Annotated in this window: 13 protein-coding genes; 9 read left to right on the top strand and 4 right to left on the bottom strand. The window is 71.9% G+C overall.

Going from position 1 to position 12,053, the window contains the following annotated elements:
- Positions 1–25 precede the first annotated feature (25 nt).
- The 4 genes from ACIA8O_RS01420 to ACIA8O_RS01405 form a co-directional block, all read right to left on the bottom strand.
- On the bottom strand, positions 26–553 hold the full coding sequence (locus tag ACIA8O_RS01420) for a hypothetical protein (RefSeq protein WP_396291438.1): 528 nt from the start codon (positions 551–553) through the stop codon (positions 26–28).
- Between the two features lie 32 nt (positions 554–585).
- The gene (locus ACIA8O_RS01415; protein ID WP_396291437.1) at positions 586–1,728 is read right to left on the bottom strand and encodes an NAD(P)/FAD-dependent oxidoreductase; all 1,143 of its coding nucleotides are present in this window, start codon (positions 1,726–1,728) and stop codon (positions 586–588) included.
- Positions 1,729–1,752: 24 nt separating this feature from the next.
- Positions 1,753–2,025, bottom strand: coding sequence for a phosphopantetheine-binding protein (locus ACIA8O_RS01410; RefSeq protein WP_396291436.1), 273 nt, complete (start codon positions 2,023–2,025; stop codon positions 1,753–1,755).
- Between the two features lie 114 nt (positions 2,026–2,139).
- A complete protein-coding gene (locus tag ACIA8O_RS01405) occupies positions 2,140–3,432 on the bottom strand; it encodes an FAD-dependent oxidoreductase (protein WP_396291435.1) in 1,293 nt (430 codons plus the stop codon).
- 274 nt (positions 3,433–3,706) lie between these two features.
- Here ACIA8O_RS01405 and ACIA8O_RS01400 point away from each other — a divergent pair, with 274 nt between their 5' ends.
- The 9 genes from ACIA8O_RS01400 (at position 3,707) to ACIA8O_RS01360 (ending at position 12,013) form a co-directional block, all read left to right on the top strand.
- Positions 3,707–4,663 carry an ATP-binding cassette domain-containing protein gene (locus tag ACIA8O_RS01400; RefSeq protein ID WP_396291434.1) on the top strand — a complete coding sequence of 319 codons (957 nt, stop codon included), beginning with the start codon at positions 3,707–3,709 and terminating at the stop codon, positions 4,661–4,663.
- Complete coding sequence (locus tag ACIA8O_RS01395; RefSeq protein ID WP_396291433.1) at positions 4,660–5,433, top strand: ABC transporter permease; 774 nt, start codon at positions 4,660–4,662, stop codon at positions 5,431–5,433. Before ACIA8O_RS01400 ends, ACIA8O_RS01395 begins: the two co-directional genes overlap by 4 nt.
- Complete coding sequence (locus ACIA8O_RS01390; RefSeq protein WP_396291432.1) at positions 5,430–6,221, top strand: ABC transporter permease; 792 nt, start codon at positions 5,430–5,432, stop codon at positions 6,219–6,221. The genes ACIA8O_RS01395 and ACIA8O_RS01390 overlap by 4 nt, the downstream gene beginning before the upstream one ends.
- Positions 6,222–6,405: 184 nt before the next feature.
- Positions 6,406–7,605, top strand: a complete 1,200-nt coding sequence (locus tag ACIA8O_RS01385) for a cytochrome P450 (protein WP_396291431.1) — start codon at positions 6,406–6,408, stop codon at positions 7,603–7,605.
- A gap of 89 nt (positions 7,606–7,694) precedes the next feature.
- Positions 7,695–8,462: an amino acid ABC transporter ATP-binding protein gene (locus ACIA8O_RS01380; protein WP_396291430.1), complete on the top strand. Its 768-nt coding sequence runs from the start codon at positions 7,695–7,697 to the stop codon at positions 8,460–8,462.
- A gap of 31 nt (positions 8,463–8,493) precedes the next feature.
- Positions 8,494–9,327 carry a glutamate ABC transporter substrate-binding protein gene (locus ACIA8O_RS01375; protein WP_396291429.1) on the top strand — a complete coding sequence of 278 codons (834 nt, stop codon included), beginning with the start codon at positions 8,494–8,496 and terminating at the stop codon, positions 9,325–9,327.
- 10 nt (positions 9,328–9,337) lie between these two features.
- On the top strand, positions 9,338–10,003 hold the full coding sequence (locus ACIA8O_RS01370; RefSeq protein ID WP_396291428.1) for an amino acid ABC transporter permease: 666 nt from the start codon (positions 9,338–9,340) through the stop codon (positions 10,001–10,003).
- Positions 10,000–10,899, top strand: coding sequence for an amino acid ABC transporter permease (locus ACIA8O_RS01365; RefSeq protein WP_396291427.1), 900 nt, complete (start codon positions 10,000–10,002; stop codon positions 10,897–10,899). The genes ACIA8O_RS01370 and ACIA8O_RS01365 overlap by 4 nt, the downstream gene beginning before the upstream one ends.
- A gap of 136 nt (positions 10,900–11,035) precedes the next feature.
- Entirely contained in the window at positions 11,036–12,013 is a 978-nt protein-coding gene (locus ACIA8O_RS01360) for a cytochrome c oxidase assembly protein (protein ID WP_396292101.1), read from the top strand.
- Positions 12,014–12,053: the final 40 nt, after the last annotated feature.

The raw sequence follows: 12,053 nt of genomic DNA, 5'->3' as shown, positions 1-12,053 counted from the left end.
CCGGGGCGCGGCCGGGCCCCGGCCGTCAGTCGGACTCGCGGATGCCGAGCACGTGCGCCACGGTCCCGGTCTCCGGCGCCAGCACCAGGCTCTGGAAGAACAGCCACGAGAGCGTGGCCGACGGTGGTTCGGGGAACAGGGGCGAGGCCGGGAAGAGCCGGTCCGCCGCCGTCCCCACCAGCCAGTCCGGCAGGAACAGCCGGCGGGTGTCCGGGGCGTACCCGGCCACCGGCCCGTCCGGCACCACGGTGACGGTCAGGTCGTCGACCCGCCCCTCGGCCAGCGAGGCGGCGTACATCAGCAGGTCCCGCTCCAGGTCGTCCAGGAAGCCCGGACGCTCCGCGGGCCGGACGGGCTGCTGCCAGCCGTCCCCCGGGGGCTGCACCGCGTCGGCGTAGCGGCGCCGGATGCCGGCCAGCACCCGGTCGGGGTAGGCGACTCGGCGGCGGAAGGCCCAGCGCTCCACCTCGGGGAGGTGGGCGGCGCTCCAGGCCTGGAGCGCCGCCGTCTCGTGGGCGTCCGGCTCGGCGGCGTGCACACGGAATGAACTCACCGGAAGCTCCTGTGGGTCGGTCCTCGGAGTGCTCAGTACTTGGTGGCGAACCGGGTGTGCGGCCGCAGCGGCCGGCCGTGGGCGAACCGGGACAGGTCCAGGCCCGGGTCGGTGCCCTCCAGCAGGTCGGCGACCACCCGGCCGGTGACCGGCGCGAGCAGGACGCCGTTGCGGTGGTGACCGGTGGCCACCACGATCCGGTCGTCGTGGACCAGGTCCAGCACCGGGAGCTCGTCCGAGGTCATCGGCCGGAACCCGCTCCAGGTCTCCTCGATCCGCCACTCGGCGGCGGCCGGGATGACGGTGCAGAGCCGGTGGAGGATCGCGCCGATCACCCCGGCGGTGTTGTCCGCGGTCGGCCGCAGGTACTCCTCGCTGGTGCCGACCACGTACTCGCCGGGCGAGCGCTCGACGACCGAGCCGCAGCCGCCGCTCGGCATGAAGATGACGCTGTCGATCAGACCGGGTTCGCCGGAGAGCCGGATGATCTGCCCCTTCACCGGGCAGACCGGGACGTCCAGGTCGAACATCCGGCCCACCGTGCCGCTCCACGCCCCGGCGGCGAGCACCACGCGCTCGGCCACCACGTCGTCACCCTCTCCGGTGGTGAGCCGGAACCGGGCGCCGTCGTCGGCCACCCGCACCAGGCCGCCGCCCAGCAGCGGCACCCCGGTGCCCGCCCTGAGCGCGCCCAGCAGCGCCCGCGGGTTGACCACCGCCTCGTTCCCGATCCGGATCGCGCCGTGGAACGCGACCGGCGTCAGGGCCGGTTCGCGCTCGCAGACCTCGGCCCGGCCGAGCCAGTCGCAGGTGATGCCGAGCTTCTCCATCCACCCGATCCGCTCGCGGAGGCTCTCCTCGCGCTCGGCCAGGTCGAGCAGGGTGAAGTCGGTCGGCCGGTGGCCGACCTCCTCGGGGGCGAGCCCGAGCTCCTCCAGGAAGCGCGGGTAGTGGTCGAGCCCCGCCTTCAGCAGGTCGTAGAACTCGCCCGGCATCCACGGGTCGTACTCGCACGCCGGGGTGAGCATGCCGACCGCGGCGTGCGAGGCCTGGCCCTCGGCCGGCCCTCCGATGACCGCGGTGGAGATGCCCCGCCGTTCCAGCTGTACGGCGGTCGACAGGCCGATCAGCCCGTCCCCGACCACCGCGGTGTCCACCTGGGTGTAGCCGTTCATCACGTCCGCCCCTTCACCCGTGCGCTAGCGGGCACCCGCCCCGACGATGTAACCGGCCAACTCGCGGACGGTCGGCTGCTCGTAGAGCTCGGTGATGCCGACCTCGGACTCGATGGCCTCGTCGATCGCCACCAGGATCTCCAGGGCGACCAGCGAGTCGCCGCCGAGCTCGAAGAAGTTGTCCTCCACGGTGATCTCGCCGACGTTCAACGCCCGTGTCCAGACGGCCAGGAGGAACTCCTCCACGCTCTCCCGGGAGGTGCTGTCGACCGAATCGGGAATCGCCGGTACGCCCACTGCTGCTCCTTGTTCGACTGAACGACGCTTCAACGACCTTGTGCAAAAAGGCTGTTCGATCTCCCTCGGGTCACCCTAGCCCAGCCGCGCACCAGTTGTCCGGTACACATCCGATCAGATCCGGGAGGCGACCGATCCGGCCACGTACCGGGCCAGCGCGAGGCTGGTCAGGGTGGGATTGGCGGCACCCGCCCGGGGGAACAGGCACGGGCCCACCACGTGCACCCCCGGGGCCGCGCGCAGCGCTCCGGCCTCGTCCACCAGGGCCCCGCCGAGCGCCAGACCCGAGCTCTCGTGGTCCAACTCGCCTATTCCGGCCAGGTATCCGACCGCCATTCCCGGTTCGGCGGCGGCCCGCGCCAGCGCCTCGTCGAAGCCGGGACCGGCCCCTCGCACCGCCCCCAGGCCCAGCCCCTCGGCCAGCCGGGCCAGCAACTCCCGCTGACCCCCCGTCACGGCGTCCAGCAGCACCCGGGCCGGACCGTCCAGCGACACCCTGCCCTCCGCCAGCACCCCGGCCGCCTCCGGCACCTGCTCGCCCATCGCCCAGGCGTCCAGCAGCGTCCCGCCCTCGGCCGGCAGCGACTCGACGAAGAGGTTGGAGGAGGCCGCCGGGTGGAAACCGGCGTACACCGAAGCGTCCCGGGGGCCGTGCTCCACCCCCGGGCGCACCGCGACGAACCCGCTCGCCACGTGGTCGACGATCCTCAACTCGCCGCGCCGGCCCAGCAGTCCGTCCACCAGGCGGGCGTTCTCGAACAGGCCCGCCGCCAGCACCACGCCGTCGGCGGCCAGCCGCTCGCCGGGCAGGTCCAGCAGGAAGCCGCCGCCGGGCCGGGCGGCGATCCGGGAGACCCGGCTGTCCGCCCTGATCCGGGCCGGGTCCACCGCGCCGACCGGCGCATAGGCCGACCAGCGGCCGCCCTCCCCGAAGCGCACCGCGCGCGGCGTCGGCACCGCCCGGTGCCCGGCCTTCTCCACCTCGGCCAGCAGGCGCTCCTCGTCCGCCGACCTCGGCGCCGCCAGGGCGCCGCCGGACCACCGCGCGAGTTCCTCCTCGACCTCCGGGTACCACCGCTCCTCCAGCGCCCGGCGGACGGGCTCGGGCCAGTCGGCCAGCGCCCGCTCCTCGATCCGCAGGCAGATCCCGCGCCAGTACAGGCCCCGGCCGCCGACCCGGGCGCGGTAGCCGGCCAGCGGCCCGTAGGGCGAGCCGGGCGAGCCGTCGAAGGGCCGGAAGCTCGGGTCGGCGGCCGGATCGGCCAGCCCCTCGGTCTCCGCGGCGGCCCCGACGTGGGCGGTCCCGAGGTCGGGGCCGGCCTCCAGGAGCAGGTACTCGACCCCCCTCCCGTCGAGCTCCCGCGCCACGGCCGCACCGCTCAGGCCCGCCCCGACGATCGCCAGCATCCCGTCACTCCCCACCCAGGCATCGGCTGTCGGACCGAGTCCACGGCAATTCCGACGCCCCGTCAACCATGTCCCGGGAGACGGCCGAAACGGAACGATCTCCCCCCGAAGTGTCCCCAACGAGCCTGTTGAACAAGGAGGTTGACATGTTACAGTTCACGCCGCCGATCTTGCTCGACGACGGCTGCCCGGGAGGACCCGGGCACGGCCGGCCGGGCAACGCAGAGCATGGGGGTCGTGTGATTCGTGCACTGAACACTCCAGGATGTGAGCCATGATCGAGGTCGAGAAGCTCCGGCGCGAGTTCCAGACCGGCAAGGGGCGGCGCAGAGGCAGCGCGGTCGCCCTGGACGACATCAGTTTCACCGTGGGGACGGGCGAGACCCACGGCCTGCTCGGCCCGAACGGTGCCGGCAAGACCACCCTCACCAAGATCCTGAGCACCATCCTGCTGCCGACCTCCGGCTCCGCCCGGGTCGACGGACTGGACGTCGTCTCCGACACCGTCCGGGTGCGGCAGAAGATCGGCATCGTGTTCGGCGGCGACCGCGGCCTCTACGACCGGATCACCGCCCGGCAGAACCTGACCTTCTGGGCCACCCTCTACCGGGTCAAGCCCGCCGTGATCAAGCCACGGGTGGCCGAGCTGCTCGAGCGCCTGGGCCTGTCCGAGCGGGCCGACGAGCCGGTCGAGCGCTACTCCCGGGGCATGCGCCAACGGCTGCACCTGGCCCGGGGGTTGATCGGCGACCCGAGCGTCCTGCTGCTCGACGAGCCGACCGTGGGCATGGACCCGGTGGCCGCCCGGGAGTTCCGCGAGCTGCTGCTGCAGCTGCGCTCCGACGGCCGCACGATCCTGATGACCACCCACGACATGCGCGAGGCCGAGGCGCTCTGCGACCGGATCACCCTGATCGACCACGGACGCATCCTGCTCACCGAGCGGACCGACCGGGTCGGCCGGGTGCTCAGCGGCCACGACCGGATCGACGTCACGCTGGAGCCCGAACAGGCCTCCATCGCCGACGACCTGAAGGCCCTGCCGGGCGTCGAGCGGGTCGACCGGCTGGACCAGGACGGGGTGCACCGGGTGCACGTCCACTCGGCCGAGGACCTCACCGGCACCATGCGGTACCTGCTGGACCGCGGCGTGACCGCCATCCAGACCGGCCGCCCCAGCCTGGAGGACGTGTACGTGCAGCTGGTCGGCGGGCGGGGTCTGACGGTATGAGCCTGCGCGTCATCGCCGCCGCCGCCCTGGTCCAGTGGCGCACCAGCATCCGTGCCCCCGAGCACCTGATGATCGTCCTGATCAGCCCGGTCTTCTCGGTCATCTTCCTCTCCATCGTCGACCAGGCCGGCCGGCCCGACCTGATGACCTCCACGGTGATCGGCACCGGCCTGATGGGCATCTGGTTCGTCGCGGTCTACGTGGCCGGCGGCGTCATCCTCAACGAGCGCTACATGTCCACGCTCCAACTGGTGCTCGCGGCACCGCGGTCGTTCACCCTGGTGGTCTGCGGCCGCATCCTGCCGGTGATCCTGATCGGCGCCTTCGCCCTCTTCGAGTCGGCGCTGATCGCCAACCTGGCCTTCGGCGCACCGCTGACCGTCGAGCACCCGTGGATGGCGGCCGGCGCCCTGCTGGCCACCGTCTACGCCACCGCCGCGACGGCCACCGCGCTCTCCGCGCTCTTCATCCTGAGCCGCAACATCCACTCGCTCGAGAGCATCATGACCTACCCCTTCTACATCCTCGGCGGGGTGCTCTTCCCGGTCACGGTGCTGCCGGACTGGACGGAGCCGATCGCCCGGGCCTTCTTCCTCTCCTGGGGGTCGGACCTGCTGCGCGACTCCGTGACCCGCACCGCCGTCGAGGACGTGCCGGCCCGGTTCGGCGCGATCCTCGGGCTCGGCACCGCCGCCCTGGTGATCGGCGTGCTGGCCGTCAACCACACGGTCTCCAAGGTCCGCCGGACGGGCTCGGTGAGCCTGGCATGAGCGACCTGCGCGTCCTCGCCGCCTCGGTCAAGGTCGGCCTCTCCGAACTGCCGACCACCTACACGCCGCTTTCCTGGCTGACCAGTTGGCTGATCCGCTCGATGTTCCAGGTGATCTTCTTCGCCCTGCTGGGGAAGTTCGCCAGCTCCGACGCGCAGGCCCAGTACATCCTGCTCGGCAACATCGTCGGGGTGATCGCCCTCGAGGTCATGATGATCAACACCACCGCGGCGCTCGACTGGTACCAGGGCACCCTGCCCTTCCTGGTCTCCGCCCCGGCCAACATGGGGGCGATCTACCTGGGCCGCGGCCTGCAGTGGGTGTTCACCGGGACGGTCAGCTGCAACCTGATCTTCGTGGTCACCTCGCTGTTCTTCCCGGTGCCCTGGTCCTGGTGGCAACTCCTGCCGCTGACACCCCTGTTGCTCCTGATCGGCCTGAGCACCTACTGCTTCGGCTGCATGACCGCGGCGGTCGCCTTCCGGCACCCCAAGTACCGGGGCTTCTTCACCAACCTCGGGTTCCTGGTCCTGGCCGTCTGCTGCGGGGTCAACGTGCCGGCCTCCTCCTTCCCCGCCCCCGTCGAGTGGCTCTCCCAGGTCCTGCCGCTCACCCACGGCCTGGCAGCCGTCCGGGCCGCGATCCACGGCGGCCAGGCCTCCACCGCGATCAGTCAGGCCCTGCTCGAACTCGCCGTCGCCGCAGGCTGGTTGCTGCTCACCCGGCTCACCTTCCAGGCGCTCGCCGCCCGCGGCCGCCGGGACGGCTCGCTCAGCTTCACCTCCTGACCGGGCGTCACTCCCCCGCGCCGCCAGGGGTGGTGGCGCGGGGGGCGTCCGGGAGCACCGGCCGAGCCCCCCGCGCTTCCGTGAGCCGCCCCGAGCCGTCTGGACCGCGTGCCCGCGCTCGGCGAACCTCCCTCCAGGGGGTCGATCACCTTCCCCTGCAACGGACTTGACCTGGGGGGACCACGTGAGACCGACCGTGCTGGACACCACCGGAGCCCGGCTCTTCGAGCAGGCCGAGGAGTTGAGGGCGGCCGGTCCCGCCGTCCGGGTCGCGCTCCCCGGCGGGCTGACCGCCTGGTCGGTCAGCCGGGGCGAGCTGGTGCGCCGGCTGCTGGTGCACCCGGACGTCTCCAAGGACGCCCGCAAGAGCTGGCCCGGCTACCGGCCGGGCGCCGTCCCGTGGTTGACGGTCTGGGTGGACCTGGTCTCGATGTTCACCAGCGACGGCCCCGACCACCACCGCCTGCGCTCACTGGTCGGCCAGGCCTTCACCCCGCGCCGGATCAACGCCCTGCGCCCCGCCGTGGAGAAGATCACCACCGAACTCCTGGACACCATGGCCGAGTTGCCGGCCGATCAGGAGGCGGACCTGCGGGCCCTGTTCGCCTACCCGCTGCCGACCAGGGTGATCTGCGACCTGTTCGGCGTGCCCGAGGAGCAGCGCCCCGCGATGCTCCGGGTGATCGACTCGGTGCTGGACACCACCGTCACCCCGGAGGAGGCCGAGCGGATCGGCCGGGACCTGTTCGCCGCGATGGACCGGCTGATCACCGCCAAGCGGGAGCGCCCCGGCGACGACCTGACCAGCGTCCTGCTGGCCGTGCACGGCGAGGACGGCGACCGGCTGAGCGAGCAGGAGCTGGTCTCCACCCTGGTCCTGCTGATCGGCGCCGGCTCGGAGACGACCGTCTCGCTGATCGGGCACGCGGCGCAGGCCCTGCTCGCGCACCCGGCGCAGCTGGCCGCCGTGCTGGCGGACCCGACCCGCTGGGACGACGTGATCGAGGAGACCCTGCGGCTGCACTCCCCCGTGATGCACCTGCCGCTGCGCTACGCCACCGCCGACATCGACCTGGAGGGCGAGACCGTCCGGGCCGGGGACCTGCTGATCCTGGCCTTCGGCGCGCACGGCCGCGACCCCGGGGTGCACGAGCGCCCGGGCGAGTTCGACATCGACCGGGCCGACAAGCAGCACCTGGCCTTCGGCCACGGCATCCACTACTGCCTGGGCGCCCCGCTGGCCCGGCTGGAGGCGAAGGTCGCCCTGCCCGCGCTGTTCGCCCGCTTCCCCGGGCTGCGCGCGGCCCCGGGCGCGGAGTCGGCCCCCGCCCAGCCCTCCTTCATCACCACCGACCGGCTGAGCCGCCCCGTCCTGCTCGGCTGAGGCCGCCCGTCCCACCGGCGCCCGCACCCCTTCCCGGGTGCGGGCGCCTTCGCGCGGACGGACCATGAAAGCCGAGGAGCGCGGTGGCCATGACGAACGAGCAGCAGCCCATTCCGGCCACGGACGACCTGGTCGTGCTGAGCGGCGTCGACAAGCACTTCGGCGAGCTCCACGTCCTGCGGGACATCGACCTGACGATCGCCCGGGGCGAGGTCGTGGTCGTGATCGGGCCCTCCGGCGGCGGGAAGTCCACGCTCTGCCGCACGATCAACCGCCTGGAGACCATCGACTCCGGCACCATCACCATCGACGGGAAGCCGCTGCCGGCCGAGGGCCGGGCGCTGGCCGCCCTGCGGGCCGACGTCGGGATGGTCTTCCAGTCCTTCAACCTCTTCGCCCACAAGACCGTGCTCGGCAACGTGACGCTCGGTCAGGTCAAGGTGCGCAAGAAGGACCGGCGCGCCGCCGAGACCCGGGCCCGGGAGCTGCTGGAGCGGGTGGGCGTGGCGGCCCAGGCGGACAAGTACCCGGCCCAGCTCTCCGGCGGCCAGCAGCAGCGGGTGGCCATCGCCCGGGCGCTGGCGATGGACCCCAAGGTGATGCTCTTCGACGAGCCGACCTCCGCCCTCGACCCGGAGATGATCAACGAGGTGCTGGAGGTGATGCGCCAGCTCGCCCGGGACGGCATGACGATGGTCGTGGTCACCCACGAGATGGGCTTCGCCCGGACCGCCGCCAACCGCGTGGTCTTCATGGCGGACGGCTCCATCGTCGAACGCGCCGAGCCCGAACGGTTCTTCACCGACCCGCAGAGCGAGCGGGCCAAGGACTTCCTCTCCAAGATCCTTCACCACTGACGGACTCCTCCGACCGGCAGGGACGATCACCATGACGCACCGGAAGACAGCCCTCGCGGCGGCGGCCGCGCTCCTCCTCCCCCTCGGGCTGGCCGCCTGCGGGGACGACAAGGACGACGCCGCCGGCGGCGGCGACCACAAGATCACCGTCGGCATCAAGTTCGACCAGCCCGGCATCGGCCTGAAGACCCCGGACGGCACGTACACCGGGTTCGACGTGGACGTGGCCACCTACGTGGCTCAACAGCTGGGGCACGATCCGAAGGACATCGTCTGGAAGGAGGCCAAGAGCGCCGACCGCGAGACCCTGCTCCAGCGCGGCGACGTGGACTTCATCGCCGCCTCCTACTCGATCACCGCCGCCCGCTCCGAGAAGGTGGACTTCGCCGGCCCGTACCTGCTGGCCCACCAGGACGTGCTGGTCCGCGCCGACGACACCTCCATCACCCAGCCCTCCGACCTGAACAGCAAGAAGCTCTGCTCGGTCACCGGCTCCACCTCGGCGCAGAACGTCAAGACCAAGCTGGCCCCGCAGGCCCAGCTCCAGGAGTACGGCGGGTACTCCGAGTGCCTGACCGGGCTGGAGAACAAGGTGGTCGACGCGCTGACCACCGACGACTCGATCCTGGCCGGCTACGCCTCGCAGGCCCAGTTCAAGGGCAAGTTCAAGCTCGGCGGCTTCAAGATGAGCAACGAGAACTACGGCATCGGCGTCCAGAAGGGCAGCGCGCTCAAGGCCCAGATCGACACCGCCCTGCAGAAGATGGTCTCCGACGGCTCCTGGGACAAGGCCGTGCAGAAGAACTTCGGCCCGGCGAACTACAAGAACGAGCCCGCGCCGCAGATCGGCGTGGTCGTCCGCTGAGGCGAGTCCGGTGTTCGACTTCCTCGACGGCTACGACCTGCTCGGCGCGTTCTGGGTGACCGTGCAGCTCACCCTCTACGCCGCCGTCGGCTCCCTGGTCTGGGGCACGGTGCTGGCCGCACTGCGGGTCAGCCCGCTGCCCCTGATGCGCGGCTTCGGCACCGCGTACGTGAACGTGGTCCGCAACATCCCGCTCACCGTGATCATCGTCTTCACCTCGCTGGGCCTGTTCCAGACCCTGGGCATCTCGCTCGGCGCGGAGGACTTCACCTCCGTCAACTTCCGGCTGGCGGTGCTCGGCCTGACCGCCTACACCTCGGCCTTCGTCTGCGAGGCCGTCCGGGCCGGGATCAACACGGTGCCCACCGGCCAGGTCGAGGCGGCCCGCGCGCTCGGTCTGACCTTCCCCCAGGTGCTGCGGCTGGTGGTGCTGCCGCAGGCCTTCCGCTCGGTGGTCGGCCCGCTGGCCAACGTGCTGATCGCGCTCACCAAGAACACCACGGTGGCCGCCGCGATCGGGGTCGCCGAGGCGGCCGCGCTGATGCGGGAGATGATCGAGAACGAGGCCCAGCTGATCCTGATCTCCGCCGTCTTCGCCTTCGGCTTCGTCTGTCTCACCCTCCCCGCCGGGCTCGTCCTCGGCTGGGTGGGCCGGAAGGTCTCGGTGAAGCGGTGAAGTCCTCCTCCACCCTCTACGACGTGCCGGGCCCCCGGGCCCGGCGGCACAACCGGCTGCTGGCCCTGGCCTTCCTGCTCGCCCTCGGCGCGCTGGTCTGGTGGGTCGTCAGCTCCCTGGCCGCCAAGAACCAGCTGGAGTGGGAGAAGTGGCGGCCGTTCTTCGCCGACGGCCGGGCCTGGGAGACCTACCTGCTGCCCGGGCTGGAGAACACCCTGATCGCCGCCGCCCTGGCGATGGCCATCGCCCTGCCGCTCGGCGCGCTGTTCGGCATCGCCCGGCTCTCCGACCACCGCTGGGTGCGGCTGCCCGCCGGGGTGGTGGTGGAGTTCTTCCGCGCCGTCCCGGTGCTGATCCTGATGCTCTTCGCCAACGCCGCCTACTCCGAGTTCACCGACGTCGGCCCGGACAGCCGCCCGCTCTACGCGGTGGTCACCGGCCTGGTCCTCTACAACGCCTCGGTCCTGGCCGAGATCGTCCGGGCCGGCATCCTCGCCCTGCCCAAGGGCCAGGGCGAGGCCGCGATGGCGATCGGCCTGCGCAAGGGCCAGGTCATGCGGTCCGTGCTGCTGCCGCAGTCGGTGACGGCGATGCTGCCCGCCATCGTCAGCCAGCTGGTGGTGATCGTGAAGGACACCGCACTCGGCGGCGCCCTGCTCGGCTTCTCCGAACTGCTCGCCTCGGTCCGCCCGATGAGCGCCAACTACGGCGCCAACACCATCGCCAGCTTCACCGTGGTCGCCGTCCTCTTCGTGATCCTCAACTTCGCCCTCACCTCCTTCGCCTCCTGGCTGGAGCGCCGCCTGCGCCAGGGCCGCCGCTCCACCGGCGCGGTGGTCACCGCCGACGCCGTCGACGACCTGGCCGTCCCGGGCGACCGCCTCGACAAGCCGTGACGCCCCCGGGTGCGGCCGGAGGATAAGCGGCGCCTAGGCTGGCCCTCGAAGCAAAATCGGACGAACCGGACCTGACGGGCCGTCCGGCAGTGACGAGGGAAAGCAGGACCCGCCGATGGGCGACGGTATGAGCGGGATGGACCACTCCGGGATGCACCACGGGGGGATGGAGCAGCTCGGCCCGTTCACCCCCGGCTCCGCGCTGGCCTGGTCCACCGACTGGCCGTTCCTGATCGGCTGCCTGCTGGCGCTCGGTCTGTACGGGGCGGGCGTGGTCCGGCTGGCCCGCCGCGGCGACCGCTGGCCGGTGGGCCGGACGCTGGCCTGGGTGCTGGGCGTCGGCACCGTGCTGCTGGTGACCAACACCGGGCTGAACGACTACGGCATGGCCCTGTTCAGCGCCCACATGATCCAGCACATGGTGCTGTCCATGCTCTCGCCGATCCTGCTGCTGCTCGGCGCCCCGATCACCCTGGCGCTGCGCTCGCTGCGCCCCGCGCCCAAGGGCAGCGGCCGCGGCCCGCGCGAGCTGCTGGTCGCGCTGCTGCACAGCCGGTACGTGCGGATCGTCTCGCACCCGGCGGCCACCATCCCGCTCTTCGTGGCCAGCCTGTACGCGCTCTACTTCACCCCGCTGTTCGACTTCCTGATGCAGTACCGGATCGGGCACATCGGGATGATGGTGCACTTCCTCGCGGTCGGCATGCTGTTCTTCTGGCCGATCATGGGCGTGGACCCGGGCCCGAACCGGCCGGGCCACGTGATGCGGATCATCGAGCTGTTCATGGGGATGCCGTTCCACGCCTTCTTCGGCGTGGCGGTGATGATGGCCACGCACCCGCTGGTGAAGACCTTCGACGGCACCATGGCCCCGGCCGGCACCGACCTGCTCGACGACCAGAAGATCGCCGGCGGCATCACCTGGGCGTTCGGCGAGATCCCGACCGCGATCGTGCTGATCGCGCTCACCCTCCAGTGGGCCAAGTCGGAGGAGCGCCAGGCCCGCCGCCGCGACCGCAAGGCGGACCGGGACGGCGACGCCGAGCTGGCCGCCTACAACGCCTACCTGGCCTCCCTCGACAAGCGCGGCCAGCGCGCCGCCGAGGCCGGCTGACCCGGCACCACCCCGCACCACCGCACCACCGGGCCCCCGT

Origin of the sequence: Kitasatospora sp. NPDC051853, from assembly GCF_044452665.1 — a bacterium.
In the GTDB taxonomy this organism is placed as follows: domain Bacteria; phylum Actinomycetota; class Actinomycetes; order Streptomycetales; family Streptomycetaceae; genus Kitasatospora.
This window is presented reverse-complemented; position numbering and strand designations above follow the sequence as displayed.